This is a genomic window from Bombilactobacillus folatiphilus (genome assembly GCF_023380265.1).
In the GTDB taxonomy this organism is placed as follows: domain Bacteria; phylum Bacillota; class Bacilli; order Lactobacillales; family Lactobacillaceae; genus Bombilactobacillus; species Bombilactobacillus folatiphilus.
In genome coordinates, this window is the sequence record NZ_CP093366.1 from 1,450,654 (window position 1) to 1,470,139 (window position 19,486).

At 38.2% G+C, this 19,486-nt stretch carries 10 protein-coding genes; 2 read left to right on the plus strand and 8 right to left on the minus strand.

The window, feature by feature from the left end; translation table 11 throughout:
- Nucleotides 1-577 precede the first annotated feature (577 nt).
- The 4 genes from MOO45_RS07300 to MOO45_RS07315 all read right to left on the minus strand — a co-directional run bounded on the left by MOO45_RS07300 (nt 578) and on the right by MOO45_RS07315 (nt 5,188).
- Nucleotides 578-1,936 (minus strand): PTS transporter subunit EIIC, encoded by a 1,359-nt coding sequence (locus tag MOO45_RS07300; RefSeq protein ID WP_249514255.1) that lies wholly within the window; start codon nt 1,934-1,936, stop codon nt 578-580.
- A complete protein-coding gene (locus tag MOO45_RS07305) occupies nt 1,933-3,312 on the minus strand; it encodes a glycoside hydrolase family 1 protein (RefSeq protein WP_249514256.1) in 1,380 nt (459 codons plus the stop codon). Before MOO45_RS07305 ends, MOO45_RS07300 begins: the two co-directional genes overlap by 4 nt.
- Before the next feature lie 517 nt (nt 3,313-3,829).
- The gene (locus tag MOO45_RS07310) at nt 3,830-4,633 is read right to left on the minus strand and encodes a hypothetical protein (RefSeq protein WP_249514257.1); all 804 of its coding nucleotides are present in this window, start codon (nt 4,631-4,633) and stop codon (nt 3,830-3,832) included.
- Nucleotides 4,634-4,651: 18 nt separating this feature from the next.
- A complete protein-coding gene (locus MOO45_RS07315; protein WP_249514258.1) occupies nt 4,652-5,188 on the minus strand; it encodes a Panacea domain-containing protein in 537 nt (178 codons plus the stop codon).
- Nucleotides 5,189-5,629: 441 nt separating this feature from the next.
- Between MOO45_RS07315 and MOO45_RS07320 the strand changes: the two genes are divergently transcribed.
- Nucleotides 5,630-6,367, plus strand: coding sequence for a LysR family transcriptional regulator (locus tag MOO45_RS07320; protein WP_249514259.1), 738 nt, complete (start codon nt 5,630-5,632; stop codon nt 6,365-6,367).
- A gap of 2 nt (nt 6,368-6,369) precedes the next feature.
- Here the strand turns inward: MOO45_RS07320 and MOO45_RS07325 are convergent, their stop codons facing one another.
- Nucleotides 6,370-8,619 (minus strand): ABC transporter permease, encoded by a 2,250-nt coding sequence (locus MOO45_RS07325; protein WP_249514260.1) that lies wholly within the window; start codon nt 8,617-8,619, stop codon nt 6,370-6,372.
- Nucleotides 8,620-8,623: 4 nt separating this feature from the next.
- Nucleotides 8,624-9,313 (minus strand): ABC transporter ATP-binding protein, encoded by a 690-nt coding sequence (locus MOO45_RS07330; RefSeq protein ID WP_249514261.1) that lies wholly within the window; start codon nt 9,311-9,313, stop codon nt 8,624-8,626.
- 141 nt (nt 9,314-9,454) lie between these two features.
- Here MOO45_RS07330 and MOO45_RS07335 point away from each other — a divergent pair, with 141 nt between their 5' ends.
- Nucleotides 9,455-9,922, plus strand: coding sequence for a MarR family winged helix-turn-helix transcriptional regulator (locus MOO45_RS07335; RefSeq protein ID WP_249514262.1), 468 nt, complete (start codon nt 9,455-9,457; stop codon nt 9,920-9,922).
- Nucleotides 9,923-10,006: 84 nt separating this feature from the next.
- On the opposite strand, the gene MOO45_RS07340 is transcribed toward MOO45_RS07335, so the two are convergent.
- Nucleotides 10,007-17,245: a mucin-binding protein gene (locus MOO45_RS07340; protein WP_249514263.1), complete on the minus strand. Its 7,239-nt coding sequence runs from the start codon at nt 17,243-17,245 to the stop codon at nt 10,007-10,009.
- Nucleotides 17,246-17,533: 288 nt separating this feature from the next.
- Nucleotides 17,534-19,483: a M13 family metallopeptidase gene (locus tag MOO45_RS07345; protein WP_249514264.1), complete on the minus strand. Its 1,950-nt coding sequence runs from the start codon at nt 19,481-19,483 to the stop codon at nt 17,534-17,536.
- Between the last annotated feature and the right edge of the window lie 3 nt (nt 19,484-19,486).

Consider the following 19,486-nt stretch of genomic DNA (forward strand, 5'->3'; position numbering starts at 1 on the left):
TAAAATCGTCAGGCTTAGAATTAAAATTCGAAGTACTTTTTTCGCAAAATAATGCCTCTCATGATAGAACAATTGTTTAGATTGATGTGTGAAAAAATTATAGCACACAAACATAAATCTGAATATAATATTCAAATCAATTTTTAAGTTATTTATTGACAATAATCACTATAAAACCAGTAGCACCAACTATTTTAGTTAATTTACGCAATATGCTTAATAAAAATAATTTTTAGTTAAATTATTTTGTTAAAAAATTAATTTACATAGCATTGATATCGTTCTCTTGCACATTTTTAACAAAAATATTTGATCCTCGCATCAATTTCTATAAAAAAATAAAGCATTTTCACTGCCTTAAATACTTCTGCAATGAAAAATGCTTTATTTATTTCTGTAAATAATTATTTAAAGATGTTAAAAAAGCCACCAATATTTTGTAAAATACCAGAACCCATATTTAAAGCACCTTGTACAATATCAACCCATGACATGTCAGCTTCACCTCCCCAAAAAACAAAACAATTATACCCAAAATGCACTTCACTTGACAAGAAATATACCCTGTGAATTCATTCTAGCTTTGTCCTTCTACATTATTATGCAGTTCATCTTGATATAACTTTTGATCATACATTTTGAAAAATGGATAATAAATAACGATTGATAACACCAAGTTCACTAAAGCAATCACCAAAGCCATGAAATTACCACTTGTGCCAATAAACGCCCCCACACCGACGGGCAAAATCCATGCAATCGCCGCATTCACATATCCGACCCAATGTAATTTAATCGCCAAATAGGCCACTGAAGCAAGCACCATTGGATTGATGATAAATGGAATAATCAAATATGGATTATACACAATTGGAGCACCAAAAATCACTGGTTCATTAATATTAAAAATCGCCGGCAAAATAGCGGTTTTGCCTAACGTTTTTAGTTGAGCAGACTTGGAACGTGTCAACATCAACAAGACTAACCCCAAAGTTCCACCAGCGCCACCAATAAAGACCCACATATTAATGAAGTCACCCGCAAAAATATTATGTTGCCCATTAATATTTTCGGTCAGTGTCACCAACAAAATTGGATTCACAAAACTGTTTTTGATAATCGCGGTGCCATGGACTCCGACCGCCCACAACAAATGAATCAACAATAAAATGACTAACATGCCCAGCCACGAACCGGTTAAATCTTTGACAAAACTAAATGGTGCAGACAACAGTTGATGCAAATCCGTATGGAAATAACCTAAGATAATATCAATACCGATCATTACCACCGCCACTAGAATTGACGGAATTAACGACGCAAACGACCGGCTGACACCTTCAGGTACGCCGGCAGGCATTTTAATCGTCACATTTTTATTCACGCATAACCGATATAATTGCACCGCAATGATCCCGGTGATAATTGCAATAAAAATTCCCACGCCGCCAAAGCGCGACAACCAACCGTTGACCATTGCGACACCACCAACCGAATAATTGTGGGCACCAACTACCTGATCACTGCCAACAGCGACGCCATTTTTCCAAGAAATCGTTGGAATCGTCAATAAGAAAGCGAATAAAGACAGCAACGCCCCAGTAAAGGCATTGAGCTGCTCTTCACCAGCTTTGCGATATTGTTCCACATAGTAATAACCGAGCGAAACCGAATAATACAGCGCAATGGAACCCAAAGCCATCGTGTTGCCTAGCATATAAAAGCCACTGAATTTTAACAATGTATGTTTCAAAAACGGTGCCGCAAACGGCAAAATTTGCGGTAAGTTATTCAGAATTAAAAAGATTGACGCTACAATCGTAAAAGGAACGGCCGCCAAACTAGCATCCATGATACCGTTGATGACTTTGGTATTCGCCAATTTATTTAATGGCGGTAGTAAATATTTGTTTAAAAAATTAAAGATGGCTTTCATTCATCGACTCCTCGTTTTGCAATTACCTGTTGATACCAATAGTAACTATCCTTAGGATAACGCGCCAAATCTTTCAAGTCTTGCTCCGTCCGATCGACATAAATCAAGCCATACCGTTTTCTCATACCTTCATGCACACTCACCAAATCCAGCGCCGACCAAGGCAAATAACCCTTGACGGGCACACCACTTGCCACCGCTTGTTGAATACTTTGCAGATGTTGTTTGAGATAATCAATCCGATAAGGATCATGTACCTGATGATCCGCCGTTAACTCATCATAAGCACCTAAACCATTTTCCGTAATATAAATTGGCAATTGATAGCGATCATTAATCACTTCCAGCGTCGTCTGCAAACCGAGCGGATCAATTGTCCAATTAAAATCATTTTTTTGTAAATAAGGATTCGTTAAGCCTTTATAAAAACCTTTTTCATAGACATCTTCTGATTGCTGATCACTAACGCCACTCAAACGATCTTGATCTTGCTTGGGATACTCTACTGTCACGCTCGTATAATAATTAATGCCCAAAAAATCTGGAAAATTAGTCGTTACCAATTCCTGATCTTCTGGCAAAATTTGCAGATCAATGCCCGTTTGGCGTAAATAATTTTGAAACAATGGATTTAATCGACCTTGCACCGAAAAATCCAAATAAGCCCAATTACGTACCGCATTAAAATATTCCGCCGCCCGAATATCTTGGGGCGCAGCACTGCCTGGATAAACATACGAAATATTGGGTACGGGACCAATTTGGGCTTGTGGCAACAATTGATGACACAATGCAAACGCCTTTTTCTCTGCAATCATCAAATGATAAAAGGCCTGATAACGCTCTTGATGGGTGTAAGTAAAGCCCAGAATTTTTTGATCCGCTAACAACATAATATTGGGTTCATTGATCGTCAGCCAATATTTAACTTGGTCACCAAAATTTTCAAACAAAACGCGCGCGTATCGTGCATAAGCATCCACTGTTTGGCGCTGCGTCCAACCACCTTGATCTTGCAAATTTTGTGGCAAATCAAAATGGTACATCGTCACCATCGGTTCAATCTTATAAGCGTGCATCGTAGCAAACACATCACGATAATGTGCGATGGCGCTAGGATTCGTCGCACCCACCCCTGCAGGAATAATCCGTGTCCACGGCAGCGAAATCCGCAAAGCTTTAATCCCTAGACCGGCTAATAATTTAATATCCTCTCGATAGCGATGATAATGGTCAGATGCCACCGTAAAATCGGCAATTTGGTCATCACGTACACGACAATCTTGCACTGAGGGCGACTTACCATCTTCCGTAGCCGCACCTTCCGTTTGATGGGCAGACAAGGAAGCACCCCAACAAAAATCTTTAGCTAACATATTTACTCCTTCAATTCGCAACTTTCATGATGACAGTATGAAAGCCTATTCATAATTTGTCAATAAATATTCCATAAACAAGATATTTTAACTCAAATAGTTTATCATGTTAATTAATTTTGCAATAAATTTATGTAATGATAATTTTTTCAAGTTCGATTAATTAAAAAGTTAGACTTTTCGTGAACAAATAAATTAAAAATATTATATCTATTGTACAAAAGATGAACCCGTGTTACTATGCACTTGGAAGAAGTAAGCCCTTTTGGTCAACCCTATTACAGCCTTAAGGGTTTTCTTCTTTCATGACAATTAAACAGATAAATGATGAGCAAATAATTAGCAATTAAAAACCAAATGAGTTAAGTTGAAATTGTACTAGTTTTCCCCCTCATAATTAAAGTTCGTGTTCCAAACGATAAGTCCTAAGACTTTCAATCAGAGTTTGGGGACTTTTTTACTGTTAGGAATACAAAAAAGTAATACCTCAAATCAGATATTACCTCACGATCTTTTCTTAACAAAAAATAATAATCGCAGTCCCGGCTAAAAACATTATGCCTAAGATCCCCAAAATAATCTGAGTCAATTTTGGTGAAGGTGAATATTTGTCAGTCGAGAATGTTAGCTTCGATATTCCATAGAACAATACAATAATAATTCCATACAAAATCAGACCAAAAACGGCGCCCGTAGCCAAAACAAAGCCATAAGTTTTACTTGTTGCTGACGCAATATTCAACTTACTGAATAAAGCAGTAAAAGTTTGCATGCCACCAAAAACCGCAAATGTAATAGCGGTAAAAATTCCTAAAATAGTAATAAAATCAGCATATAATTTGTTTTTCATATTATCTATATTGTTATTTAACTTATTAACACTATCTTCTAAATCTTCTTTTCGCTTATTTAGCTCTTTGGTTAAATCGTTATATTCTACTTCATTTACTATGGCCATTCTGATATCGTAATTCATATTTTTACATAAAGATTCAATACTAGCTTTGTAAATATTTCTAGTATCCTCATCTTTAATTTGTTTTTCAAAACTAGTTTTTAAACGACTATTTACCGTCCCAATATTATTTGATGCTCTTAAAAGTAAATTATCAATAACTTTATTTCTTTGATTATTGTCATTATGGACAGACAACTTAGAAATAATCTCTTCAGTCAACGAATTAGATATTTCAATATAGGATAATCTCTTTACATCTCGCCGATTTAGTTCTAAAAAATATTGAATTAATTTTTTTGAATTTTCATCACCAATATCTTGAGTTAATATGAGATCACAAATTTCTCTGTCTAAATTGGCCATTATTATATATTCCTATATTTAGTTAATTTTTGAATTATCTATAATACTCTGGAGCCAGCTATCATTTTTATAATAATCATACGTTAAATAATCATCATATGATTCATTGTAATCCTTTTCTTTCCACTGATCTTCCATATGCGAGTAGCCCACTAACTTATAAGCTGGATACTTGAGAAGCTCCTTAATGTAAGTATCAATAAACTTCTCATCATCTCTATGCTTAACGTGAAAATCACTTGCATCAAATTTCTTTGAAAAAAATTTAAAATCTTCTTCTTTATCATCCCAAGCCAATGTACCATGATCTTGTGGTTTCTCGATATCCATCCCACCATTATTCGAATATTCATGATAAACAGAACTAATAACGGGACCAAAAGGCCACCGTTGAAAACGCGCATCGTCAATCAATGGTTGATCTACACCATTTTCAACTAAATGGATAACATTTAAATAATACATAATCTTTTGTAACTGGAGATTAGATACAGGAGTGCTTAATTTTTTAGCTTTTGTAATTATATAATCTGCCACATCCATTGCTTTTGCCATGTCAATTCCTCCCTTGTCCAATAATCCAATATAACATAATAATCTTAAGATGTATTCCAGCTTACAAAATTCACAACCAAAATAGCTTACAACTTAGCTTACCTTATCAAGTTCAGTTTAATACAAGCGTCGAGTCCAGAACTAATATTGTGCTTGATTTCATTTGTTTCATCAGCGTCTATCTTTAATTACGTCAAACAGAACTTCGAATTTTTAAAAAAGCAATTTTTTATTAAATTAATCAAAGGTTGTAGCAATGATGGTATCTTGTCTAAGCAAGCAACAATTTAAAAAAAGTGAAGGAAACATATTTCCATTTATCAGGATTATCAACAACTACCCGACCTAAAGCTTGCGGATCAAATCAGGTCCTCCTTTTTATTACAAAAAGAAGTATATTATAAGAAGAAAAAATTGAATAATCTAAGATAAGGAGAAAGCATGAACTTTAACGACTTAGAAATCTATCAAATGATTTTTGAAACCAAGTCCATCAACCAAGCCGCCAACAAATTACAATACACGCAATCGAATTTAAGCGCCCGGCTCCAACAACTAGAGCAAGAATTAGACACGAATCTTTTCATCAGAACCAACAACGGTGTTTCACCAACTGCTAACGGTCAATTGCTGTATCAATTTGCTAAACAAACTTTAGATCAATTTCAACAATTAAAGTCTGCCATGATTACAACCAAACCACGTCTTTTAATCTCTGAACTACTATTGAATTACTTAATCATGACCCAAAAAGAGTTCGATGTGAATCATTACGAAATTACGATTAAAGAAACATGCGAATTCCAGCAAGCCTTAGCTCAAACCATTTACCAACACGTCGCTACATTTAATCCCATTAAATTCAAAGGTTATGACTTAATGTCTGAAGCTAGTATTGAAACTTGCTGGATAGCAGGCGCGAACACTCAGTTGGCAGCTTCGCTACCCATTGCCGTTAATCATGATACCCAATGTCCCCTGCGCAAGCTAACTTTAGATTTATTATCTGAGACAACCAATGTCATCGAAATTGATTCGTTGGAAAATATTTTACAACTAGTTAAACAAGAAAAAGTCAGTGCTATGTTACCAACTTATCTACTGACTGATTCAAAACTCGTGGCTTGTGATTCCAGACGTTGGCAAATTAAATATTATCACTATCAATACCATTATTAATTCTATTCCGACCCCTTCAAAGCTTGTACCATGTCAACTTTTTTCAAGCGTTGACTAACAAAAAAGGTCGTCGATAACGAGCATAGCCAAACAAATGCAGAGGAAATAACAATGGTCCAAACATTAATATACGGCGTATATTCCAAGTTAATCGTGGAGAATGTTTTAACATATTGACCCAAGAACCAGATTCCCGCCGGAATACCAAATAGCCAACCAACGAAAGTAGTTATCACATTTTCAATAAAAACTAGATTTCTCAATTCTGGTTTATGGATTCCCAAAACGCGCAAAGTGGCGTAATCTTGTAATCTTTCCACAAAACTAAGTGAACCTAAATTATACAAAACGATCACAATCAGTAACACACCAAAGACAATAATTAATAGGAAAATACTCATCAAGTTATTCACAAAATTATAAGCATTCTTTTTTTGTTCTTTAATGGAAATTGTGGAACTAACATCACGCTTGTGATAGTGATAATTGGGACCAACTAATAGCGTTGTTGGAGCAGACAAACCACCCGCTTGTTCCCAAGTGTGTTTGGTTAAATAGGCTCCTTGATTCGTTTCACTTAAAAGAATACCCCTAACCTTAAATTGATACTGTTGATTGCTGCCAAAAGTCCGAACTTTTAATCGATCACCTTTCTTAATATGAGCAGACTGAGCAAAACCATGTGTTACATAAAGGCCACCATCTTTGATACTTTGATTGTTCTGGGTTTTCATATGCACTTCATGCCCCTTACCAACCACAATCAAAAGGCGGTTAAAGCCATCATCCGGTGAAAAATGGGCTTGACTAATTTGAACCCATTGTTGTGCATGAGGATGAGCTTGCTGATATTGCTGATAATTATTGACATAAAGACGCTGATTATAGGTAAAATCTTGATTATACGCCTTGTTGACTAAATGCGTCATAGATTGTGGCATGCCAATCCCTGCAATCATCAACATCGTGCTTCCCGCAACACCAATAATCCCCATCAAAGTTCGTGTCCGATTAATAAAAATGTCTCTGAACGCCCAACGACCTGTATAAGAAAGATGGTTCCAGAGACCTGTCCACTTTTCTAAAATAATTTTGTGAACTTTGGTTGTTTTGGTTCCTTGCAAGAAAACAGCCGGCAAACCTTTCGTAGCACTTCTTGCCGCCAAAAAAGCGGCCAAAACACAAATCAAAGTCACCAATAACACCACGAACAAAGAACTCCAACCATAAGCTAGTGTCCATTGATGGATCGAAAACATTTGCTTTTGCGTACGTAAAACAAACCAAGAAATGAATGGTGCTATTAACAAACCAACTAGCGAACCCAAACTACCTACTAAGAGGCCAAAACTAGCATAATGAATCATAATTTTGGCATTAGAAAAACCTAGCGCTTTTAAAGTCGCAATTTCTTGACCTTGACTTTCAATCAGTCTTTTAATTGTTGTATACATCGCTAGGATCGCCAACAATATAAAAATGAATGAAAATAGATATGAAAGATTTTTGATTTCATCCACCCGATCCATTGCATTGGAAACATCGGGTAATGTTGAACGATTATCATACGACATTAAACGTTGCTGCAAAATTTTTTCCACTTGATGGCGCATTTGAGGATGATATCCCTTAATGGTCAGCACATTTTGAGGTCCGTGATAATTGACTTGTTGAGCCAATGTTTGCGGCGAAATATAAGCATAACCATAATTAGAATAATTTGGTGCAATAAATTCACGTGTACCTGTAAAATAAATCCGCTCAGAACTTTGTACAATCCCACGAATTTTCAGTGAAAAATGTCGTGAAAGATAAGAAATTTGCAGATCATTGCCAACTTTCAAATGATGTGCTTGTGCGTATTCTTGATTAATCCAAATACCATTTTGAGTCGACTGATATTTTTTTCCTGTTACTACATGTAACTTGGTAACCGGTTTTTTGTAGGAATCAATGATTAAATGATGTTTACCCTGTTTAGTTTGTATCCGTGTTCCACTTTGTGCGTTTGTGATTCCAGATAAATTTTTGACTCTGCGCACATCCGTATCACTAATGGAGCTACTTTGAACCCAATAATTGGCTAAATGAGTGTCACTAATATAATGATTTAAACTTGCTTCCAGACCTTTCCAAGAGCCTTGTAGTCCGACAAACACGATAATTGATAACAACGCCATCAAAAAAACAGAAAAAAATTGCGTCCAATTTTGTTTGACTTCGCGAATAAGCTTTTGATTTAAATATTTCATCTCCTTATGCTCCTTCGATAACTACCGGATTATCATTTTGCGAGATAGATTCCACCTGACCGTCTCTGAGTCGAATCACTTGATCACCATATTGCTCAAAATCAGGATTATGTGTCACCACAACGACCGCTGTGTCAGTAGTTTTAGCAACATCTTGTAGAATTTTCATAATTTTCAAACTGGTCCTGGAATCTAACGCTCCCGTAGGTTCATCACATAACAACAACTGTGGTTGTTTTGCTAACGCTCGAGCGATAGAAACGCGTTGCATTTCCCCACCAGACATTTGATTAGGAAAGTTATCTAACCTTTGCTCCAAACCAACTTGTTTTAAATATTTTAATGAGTTGGCATCGTTTTTCGTCAGTTGAGCTGCAATCGCAACATTTTCCAAAGCTGTCAGGCTAGGGATCAAATTATAAAATTGGAAGACAAAGCCAACTAAATTGCGTCGATAATTAGTCAATTCATGATCATTTAATGCTGCAACATTTTGTTCATTAAATTGAACTGTTCCACGTGTAGGTCGATCCATGCCCCCCAGAATATTTAGTAAGGTACTTTTTCCCGAACCAGATGGTCCTAAAATAATTGTCAGCTTCTGTGTTTCAATTTGAAAATTAATATCATGCAACGCTTTAATTGTCTGATCGCCAACCGAATAGTCTTTATCTATTTGTTTAAATTCAATCATCTTAAAATCCTCCTCAATATACATGATATGTCATGTATATTGAATATTAGATTAGTTTCATATTAATGTCAATGTTTTTCATTGAACCAAAATTTTGAATCGGTTAAAATAATGCATAATAAATTAAGTGAGGTCACCTTGATGGATGAACAAATTGAGCTTTTGCGTTTCCTACTAAAAAGCTGTGAACGTGAAGGCTTAGCTAACTTCAACAATCTTTTGAAAGAACTAAAGATTACTGCCAATCAGGCTGAAGTATTGACTGTCCTAGATACTTATGGTCCCATGTCCATTAAAGATTTGGGGCAGTTATTAATTTGTGAACGTCAATCACCAAGTCGTTTAGTTTCCTCCGTCATTAATAAGGGTTTAGCTCAAACTATTCCTTATCAAAAAGATAAGCGTGTTAATTTGGTTCAATTATCATCTGCCGGTCAACAATTAGTGCCAATCTTACGCCAAAAGAATGCGGAATTTAATGCCAGTATTCAACAAAGAATTCAAAATCCGGAGCAAATTACGGAATTAATCAAGATTCTCAGTTCTTATTTAAAAAATACGGAAAGTTATACCAAATTAACTCGCCGTTTTGAAAATTTAGAAAATTAATTCTTTTTTCCACTAAAAAAGCACTCTATCAATAGTATTTTGACTATTAATAAAGTGCTTTTAGCATTTTAGCCTACTGCTTAGTTATTCACCTCTTTCATCTTTTCTTTTTTTGCGTTCCCAACCCATTAAGCCAATCAAACTGCTTAAGAGACTAACGCCAATCAAGGAAGTTGCTCGATCTTGTTGTTGATTATCAGACATTTGTGGTAATTCCTGCTTCGAATTACTCAACGCTGGATCGGAAGCACTAGCTTTAGGGTCAAAGTTCAACGCTTGGGCCGACGTCGCCAAACCTGATCCCTTTAATCCAGAGTTACTACCATTGGTGGCAGCACCAGGAGTTACGCCAGCATTCGAATTGTCACTCGGCTTCGTTTTTGTATAGCTCACAATTGTAATCACATTCGGATTATTCATGTCCGCCACAACACTCGCAACCTCTTCGGTGTCAACTGGATAATAACCTTGCGCGCTTAAATCAGGTACACTTTGTGCGGCAAAACTTTGCGTTTGATTAATTTTGGCAAACGCACCCGCTAAATCAGTGGCATCAACTTGACCATCACCGTTAGTATCATAACCTAACAGCGCACCCGTTGTTTTATTAACAATCGCATGAACTTGATAAACAACTTGCTGTACTGTCGGTGCACTCAAAGTATTACCATACTGATCTTGATACTTGATAATTCTCGTGACTGTTTTTTGCAAATCAGCTTGTGAAACACCCGCTGGCCAAACAACACTTGGATTACTGCTGTCGATAGTTTGACCCGGCTTCATATCATCACTCGGTTGTACCGCTACAATCCCATTATCGCCACGTGCATAAGTGACAGTAACCGTATCATCACCAGTTGGATTAGTATTTGCATCGACATCTTGATCAGGAACAAAGCCTGCTACGACAGGAGCATCGGCATCATCCCATTGCAAATTATTTTTAGCAAAATAATCTTGAATGGCGGCCATTTTGGCAGCAAATGGACTACTGAAATTACCAATCCGAATATTGATATTTTGACCGGTTCCGTCAGTATTATAACCAATCAGTTCACCGGTATTTGGGTTAACCATTGCAATCAAATCATAGGTGACTGCCTGAACTTCATCTGGTTTAACCGGTGTGCCATCGTCATACTGATATTTGATCGTTCGCGTATAAGTCTGCTTCAACGCTTGCGGTTGTGCTTCTTCTGGCAACGTAATCGTTGTGCCGTCAGGTGTTGTAATGGTTGTGCCATCGCTACTGTGCACAGGCACCACTGAGGAATCAGGAGTTGGTGTTGGTGTGGTATTATCGCCTCCGCCACCATTATTATCCGGTGTATAAGTGACAGTCACCGTCCCTGCAGTCGTACTTGCTGGTACCGTAGCTTGGCTAGGCGTATAGCCTGCAATGGTTGGTGTTGTTACTGAATCAAATGGTGTATCTTTAATTGATGCTGCGATAGCCACGTTCTTATCTTGCGTATCAACATTGCCATCACCATCAGTATCATAACCCAAGAACTTTCCATCAGACTTATCTACAATTGCAGTCAAGTGATAAGTTTTTGTTTGGGTAACTGTTTCCGGCGCTGTTACTCCACCACCACTTACTACATATTTAATGGTTCTTTGAGTATCGCCAGTCAAATGATCTGCCCAAGCTTCTTCTGGCATCATGACATTACTACCAGTTTCTACCGGTGTTTCGCTATTTGCGCCATCATTATCTGTAACAGAAATTGTTCCTGTGATATCTGGTGGTGTAGTTGTATTATCTCCGCCGTCAGTGCTGTTTGGTGTATAAGTGACTGTTACAGTTCCTGCATTGGTACTATCTGGGACTGTAGTTTGGTCTGGAGTATAGCCATCAATTGGCTGTGTTGTTACAGCTTCAAATGGTGTATCTTTAATTGATGCTGCGATAGCCACGTTCTTATCTTGCGTATCAACATTGCCATCACCATCAGTATCATAACCCAAGAACTTTCCATCAGACTTATCTACAATTGCAGTCAAGTGATAAGTTTTTGTTTGGGTAACTGTTTCCGGCGCTGTTACTCCACCACCACTTACTACATATTTAATGGTTCTTTGAGTATCGCCAGTCAAATGATCTGCCCAAGCTTCTTCTGGCATCATGACATTACTACCAGTTTCTACCGGTGTTTCGCTATTTGCGCCATCATTATCTGTAACAGAAATTGTTCCTGTGATATCTGGTGGTGTAGTTGTATTATCTCCGCCGTCAGTGCTGTTTGGTGTATAAGTGACAGTAATTGTTAACGTATTATCACTGCCATTAATTGTTGGATCCATATCCTCAACTGTATTCTTATCAGGAGCATAACCATCTATTGTCGGTGATGTAACACTTGAAAATTGTTTATTATCCAAAGATGCTCTAATCGCCTCTTGCCGATTATCAGTGTCAACTGTCCCATCATGATTTGTATCATAACCTAAGAATTCACCTGTTTCAGTATTCACAATGGCTGTCAAATTATACTCAATTGTTTGGTTAGCAGGATCGGGAGTTTGCACACCATTAGGCGTAACATAATTAACAACTTCTTTCACTTCACCCTTTAAATTAGTCGACCAAGCTGGTGCTGGCACTTTAGGACTACCATCATTATCATCGTCAATCAAACTATTTTGTTGCTTGCCATCGCTAGCAGTAAAGGGCTTGGTGGCCTGTGGTTTATAAGTGACAGTTACAGGATTGGCATTAAAAGTTGCTCCTGTTTCAGCAACCGATACTTGATCTGGATTATAATTTGGCACTGTCGGTGATTTCACTGCTACAAATTTTTTCTTACTAATCGCTGCGTTAATAGCAGTGTCTTTATCTTGCGTATCAACAGCGCCATCGCCATCAGTATCATAACCTAAGAAATCACCATTGGTTTCATCCACAATTGCGGTCAAACTATATGGCACCGTTTGAACAACCTTTTGAGGAGCGCTTGTCTTACCATCACTGATTATATAAGTGATGGTTCGCGTTGCATTACCCGTCAAAGCATCTTTCGTTGCTTTTTCAGGTGTCTTAATGTCACTACCAGGTTCGATCGGATCATCTGCTGTATGGGCAGCCCCACCAGAAATCGGTATCGTGCCATCTTTAGTATAATTTACAGTCACTGTCGGCGACTCATGATCGACTTGATTACCTTCAACTGCCTTTTGATTTGGTGTATAACCTAATTGTTTTGGCGAATCGATTGAGGAATATGATTCTGACTTTTGCTTGAAATAAGCATCGATAGCTTCATTCTTGTCTTTAGTATCCACGGTTTTATTACCGTCGGTATCATAGCCCAAGAAAGTACCATTAACATCAACAATGGCGACCAAATGATACGAATGACTTTGAACATTTGGTTGCGTAGCATCAGTATCAGGCAAGTCGTCATTACTATCTGCAGGCACATACTCAATCGTTTGTTTAACATCACCATTTAATGCATTATATTTTGCTTCATCAGGTAAAGTAACTGACGAACCATTATTATCAACAGTTGTAGCATCTTCACTTAACTGACTGCCATCAACTCTGACCACATCGTCATGCGTATAATAAACGACTACATCTTTAGTACTTTGGCTTTCAGGAACAGTCTCTTGACTAGCAGTATAACCACTGATCTCGGGTGAATCTTGACTAGGAAATTGCGTATCCTTCAAAGCTGCCTGAATAGCTGTCGTCTTATCAGTTGTATCTGCCTTGTTATCATTGTTGGTATCATAACCTAAAAACGCACCGGTCTTTTGATCTACAACAGCCGTCAAATGATACTCAACACTTTGCGGTACTGATGAAATCTCTTTACCATCATTATCAACTGCAGTTGAACCATCAGAAAATTGATAACTAATTGTTCGGTTGACGGAACCATTTAATTGCTCACTAGCAGCTTCTGGCGGCAATGTTGCATCACTACCATCAATAGTATCACCTTCGTGATGATCCGCACCTGAAATCTCTATGATCTGATCAGGAGTATACGTCACTGTCACATCGGGTGTATTTAGCTCGGCTGCTGCTTCCAGAACTGTCGTAACATCAGCGGTATAACCTGTGACGACAGGGGAATCTTGGGTATAGAACGTATTATTATTTGCATTGAAATAAGCTTCAACCGCTGTTTTCTTATCTTTAGTATCAGCCCAACCATCACCATCAGTATCGTAACCAACAAAATCACCAGTCTTTTCATTGACAATGGCTGTCAAACTATATGGTACTGTTTGAATGACCGACTCAACTTTATTACCATTTTCATCATTAGGGAGAATAGAACCATCCGATGTTACATAATTAATCGTCCGCTGAACATTACCTGTAGAATTAATCTTCCAAGCCTCTTCAGGCATTGTTACTTCACTGTTCTCTGATACAGGGGTGTTTCCAGTAATTGGATCAGCATCAGGATTATCCGTAACTGAGATCATCTTATTTTTAGTATATTTGACAGTAACCGTTTGATCTTGGCTACCATAAGGAATATCAGTAGCTTCCACCGTCGAAATATCTGGATCACCATAATCTTGCGCACTTAAATTAGGTGAAATCACTTCAGAAGCTGTTAAATCTTGTGGATAATTAGCTTGAATAGCTTCATCTTTGTCTTTAGTTGTGGAACCATCAGGTTTGACATAACCGTCAAAAGTAATGCCCGTTACTTTCCCATCAGTTTCTTGCAAAGTAAATTGCGCTTGCACTTGATAATCAACAGTTTGAACAACCGGTTTAGCGACTACTTTGTTAACATCATTAGCATCCACATAATTAATGGTCCGGGTCGTTTCACTCTTTAAATTAGTGGCATAAGCCTTTTCTGGCCAAGTGACACCATTAGGGTCCCGTGGATCAATTGTATAACCTTCTTTAATTCCTGCATCAGCACCAATTTGTACCACGTCATTGCTCAAAACCGGTAACTTGGCATAATAAACCGTCACATCACTAGCACCTGGAACAGCGCTGGAACTGTTAACATATGGCTGATCAGGCGTCGAATAACCATAAACACTGGGCGACTCTTGTTGTTGGAAATTTTGAGCAACTTTTGTTACTGCAGCATCTTTAGCATCTTCGACGCTATCATAATCACTAATCAAAACATCTGGGATACCATCATTGTCAGTATCATAACCGATTAATTTATTACCATCTGTTTTATCAATAATTCCCGTCAAATTGTAATCAACACTTTGAACAACATCTGGACTGATCGCAATCCCTGGTTGAGCTTGATCTTGATAATGAATCGTCCGCGTGACCGTATCTACCAAATCATCTTCGTTCACTCCATCAGGCAAAGCATTATTATTATCACCGCCCGTTACAACTCCATAACCTGTCGCTGTTTGGTTGGATTTACTGTAATAAACAGTCACATCATGTGAATCGCCCATTTGGGCCACCGCAGCATCAACTGTTGCCTTATCTGGCGCATTGTAACCATCAATACTAGGTGATGTTACTTCTGCAAAATTCTTGATATTAGTATTGGTTGTATCACCTTGTGCCCCAATGTCTGTTAACGCTGCATCACGATCTGTTTGATCAACTTTCCCATCACCATCGGTATCATAACCTAAAAATGTACCGTCATCATTGACTACAGCAACTAAATAATAATCAACCGTTTGCAGTTTATCATCAGCAATTTTTTGATCTGTTGATCCATCGACATAATGAATCGTCCGTTTCACAGTAACACGCAACTGATCTGATGATGCTTTATCTGGAACTGTGACATCAGTATCAGGAATCGTGGCTCCCGCTACTAAATTATCATCATACGTGATAATGTAGTTCCCACTTTTAGCTACTGGTTTATAAACATAGGTAACCGTTTTACCGTTAGTATCATCATCCAAGTTACCACTTGCAGGGATACCCTGCGACTCATCTACTTTCACAAATTTATAACCAGAAATTTCGGGTGGTTCTTGTGCACTATATGTTGTTCCGTCGTCACTGATCGTCACCTTTTGTTCTACAGTTCCATCACCAATTGGATTGCCATTTAAATCAACATACTGTAAGTTCACAAAGGGTGCTGGCGTGAATTGGAATTGATTAATCTTGAACTCTTGTAAATTCGTATTCCAACCAGTCGAAGCTGCCATCATCAGTGAAACTGATTTATACATATCAGTATCTGGAATTGTTTTCGTCCAAGTCAAAGTCTGGCCACTATATTGCTTAAAAGTCACTTTTAATTCGCGCGTACTTGCCGTATAAGTCACTGTAAAATCGTGCAACTGATTATCCATGTCCGTATAATCTAAGCCTTGCACCGAATCTTTGTCCACTGTGGCCCACCAACGAGGATAAGTATTCCCATCAGTCCCCACCACATCCGGGCGAAAATTGGTAGTCACAAAACCACCATATGCATAATAACCTTGTGGTACTGGATCAGCATCCCAACCAAATTCATTATCACTATTAGTGGGATCTGGTTTTTGGGCATCATTCGGGAAGGTATCAAGTTTGAAACCTTGCGCATTTTGTAAACCACCGATTCCTAAGTTACCACCAAAAGCTCCAATGTCATTCGTATTACCGGTATGCAAGGCAAAACTAACACCATCAGCGCCACCATAATAACTCGGCTTATCACCCAATCGAACTTGACCATTCAACGAAAAGTCATGACTTAAATCAATTTTATTTTTTAAACTAAAACTACCAACGTGTGAACGATCATCTGGTGTAAACGTAAATAAACCCGTATTGGGATCGTAAGTGCCACTACCATTGTAATCAAAATAATCTAAAAAATTATCTTTGGTTACATTAGCCATGCCATTTTCATCAAGACCGGAATCACGCAGTAAATCTTGATACGACACTTGTTCCGTAGCGGGCGCATTACTACTATCCCGCAATAATGGATTCACATAATTATCTTGCGTCGATGTTGTTGGCGTTGGTGCTTGTGCAACACTAGTTGGCGTATTATTTTGTGAGACAGCGTTTGCATTAGTAGACGCATTGGTTGTTACCATTGCACCACCAGTGTCTGCAGAGGCGTTTTGATTAGCTACCGGCTCTGGGGATTCAGCAACAGGCGCTTGTCTGGTAGTGACTGAACTAGCAGGTGTCGTAGGCGATGTGTCATCATTATTAGGCGCGACTTGCTGGCTATCTTCAGTCGTTCCATCATTGACAGTTGCCGCTCGTGTTGTGATGTTATTTAAATTAGCACCGAAAAAGAAAATAGTCGATGTTGTAATCGCCGCGAAAACCCAATGTTTTTTGGCTTTATACATTTTGTAATGAACTTTTTGTTCTTGTGGATACTTTGCCATGCTGTTTCCCTCCACTATCTATGATTCGACCCATAAAATGGCACATTTTTTTGAATACAACATCATAGTATAGCGTTTGCATGGAAAATAAAATTAATCTGCTTGTGAAAAAATCGCACAGAAAGCATGGATTTCTAGTTAGTTGAAGTTTTTAATCAAACGATTGATCAAAATTTAGACTATTATATGAACTAATTCTTTATGTAATCTCACAGCTCTTATTACGCATCAGCCACAAAAAAATAACACTGAACTTTTCAGCTCAGTGCTACCTTTTTTTGATTTCGTTTACCAAATATTAACCCGTTGTTCTGGTTCGAGCCACATTCCATCGTGTTCACTAACATCAAAGGTTGTATAAAATTCATCCATATTTTGAGCTTGAATGTTTGCCCGCAAAGGTGCTGGTGCATGCACATCCATACTCAAAAACATTTCCATCAATTCTGGCGTGGATTTGGTCCGCCAAACACGTGCCCAATTAGCAAAGAAGGCTCGCAAATCCGCGTCAGCTTCCGATTTGGTGGCTTCTAAGGCACAACTAAGCCCGCCAGCATCGGCGACATTTTCACTCACAACTAACGTTCCATTGACTTTGCCTGTCGCAAATTCAACACCATCAAACTCATGAATCATCTTTTGCGTCAAGTCTTTGAATTTTGTATAATCTGCGTCGGTCCACCAATTATTCAAATTACCGTATTCGTCAAATTGAGCACCATTATTATCAAAACCATGTGAAATTTCATGGGCAATCACCGCCCCGATGCCACCGTAATTAGCACTGGCTGATTGCTCTAAACTATAAAACGGTGGCTGTAAAATCCCTGCTGGGAAGGTAATGTCATTGCGTGAAGGATCATAACAAGCATTCACCAAATGCCCTGGCATTGCCCATTCACCGCGATCAACAGGCTTTTTAAATTTCGAAAAATTATCTGCCACCAACACGGCCGTGATTGATTGAATATTGGCCCACAAGGATTCCGCTGGATCAATCGTCAATTTGTGGAAAACAGCGTTCACCTGATCAGGATAACCAATTTTGAGAACCATTTTGTCTAATTTAACAACCGCTTTTTGCTTTGTCGGTTCACTGAGCCAATCATTTTGCTTAATGCGCTGTTGATAAATCTGAATCATTTTCTTGACCATTTGCTCAACATCTTGTTTGGCTTGCTCACCAAAATACGTTTGACCATAGTATTGCCCAATCACTTCGTCAAAATATGATCCTGTTAAATGATAAGCTTGCTTTAACGGCGCCTGCAATTCTTGATTACCGCTTAAAGCTAAACTAAATTCACCGGCAATGGCACGCAAATCTTGACTCAAATAAGCCGCTGCACCCATGACATAGTTGACTAAAGTCCAACTCTTCAAGTTTACAAATGTTTCATCATTCACAATTTCAGTAAAATACTTGTAAAAACGTGGCTCACTGACATTAACGGTTGCTACATCAGCAGCCACCGCACCTTCAACTAAACTCTTGAAATCTACTGCCCCACCTAATTTAGTAAAATCAGCTAAATTTTGTGGATTGTAATCTTTGACATAATCAGCTTTTTCCTCAGCACTTTTGACGACTTTGGCTAATGATTGATCAAACAACAACGCTTGTTGTGCGATTAGTTTGGCATCTGCAGCCGTTTCACCGATTGCTTGCAACAATTTTGCAGCCGTTTGTTCATAAACTGCTAATAATTTTTGTCCACTTTGATTATTATCTGCATAGTAGGTCGTATCCGGCAAAATCAATCCGGGCGCATTGAATTCAATAATATTTTGACTCGTATCTTTCATATCAGCCGTAATATAAACACTAAATGGCAACGGATAGCCTGCCGCTAACCACGTGGCCAATTTTTGTGACCATGAAGTCAAGTCAGCAACTTGCTTAATCTCTGCATAACCCGCTTGAGCCGGTGCAAAACCTTGTTGATTACGTTGATCCACATTGGCCGCCACACGATAAAATTCCACTGCCTGTTGCATCAAAGTATTCGGAACTGCTTTTTTTTGAGCAGCAAAATCGGCTAAATCTTGCATCAACTGCTTTTCAATATCCAAATCTAAGTCAGAAAAACCGCCAACCCGTGACTTGTCAGCCGGAATTTGGGCTGTTTTTAACCATTCTCCGTTCACCGCTAGATATAAATTATCTTTAGGTGAAGCCGTTGCTCCTTGAGTCGTATCACCTGCACCGCCAACGATTCGTTGCTTGGTCTGCTTCATATG

Bases quoted from the DNA above. Each gene is read 5' to 3' on its own strand.
- MOO45_RS07310 (WP_249514257.1), bottom strand. From the start codon at position 4,633: ATGGCCAATTTAGACAGAGAAATTTGTGATCTCATATTAACTCAAGAT.
- MOO45_RS07315 (WP_249514258.1), bottom strand. From the start codon at position 5,188: ATGGCAAAAGCAATGGATGTGGCAGATTATATAATTACAAAAGCTAAA.
- MOO45_RS07305 (WP_249514256.1), bottom strand. From the start codon at position 3,312: ATGTTAGCTAAAGATTTTTGTTGGGGTGCTTCCTTGTCTGCCCATCAA.
- MOO45_RS07300 (WP_249514255.1), bottom strand. From the start codon at position 1,936: ATGAAAGCCATCTTTAATTTTTTAAACAAATATTTACTACCGCCATTA.
- MOO45_RS07335 (WP_249514262.1), top strand. From the start codon at position 9,455: ATGGATGAACAAATTGAGCTTTTGCGTTTCCTACTAAAAAGCTGTGAA.
- MOO45_RS07345 (WP_249514264.1), bottom strand. From the start codon at position 19,483: ATGAAGCAGACCAAGCAACGAATCGTTGGCGGTGCAGGTGATACGACT.
- MOO45_RS07320 (WP_249514259.1), top strand. From the start codon at position 5,630: ATGAACTTTAACGACTTAGAAATCTATCAAATGATTTTTGAAACCAAG.
- MOO45_RS07325 (WP_249514260.1), bottom strand. From the start codon at position 8,619: ATGAAATATTTAAATCAAAAGCTTATTCGCGAAGTCAAACAAAATTGG.
- MOO45_RS07330 (WP_249514261.1), bottom strand. From the start codon at position 9,313: ATGATTGAATTTAAACAAATAGATAAAGACTATTCGGTTGGCGATCAG.
- MOO45_RS07340 (WP_249514263.1), bottom strand. From the start codon at position 17,245: ATGGCAAAGTATCCACAAGAACAAAAAGTTCATTACAAAATGTATAAA.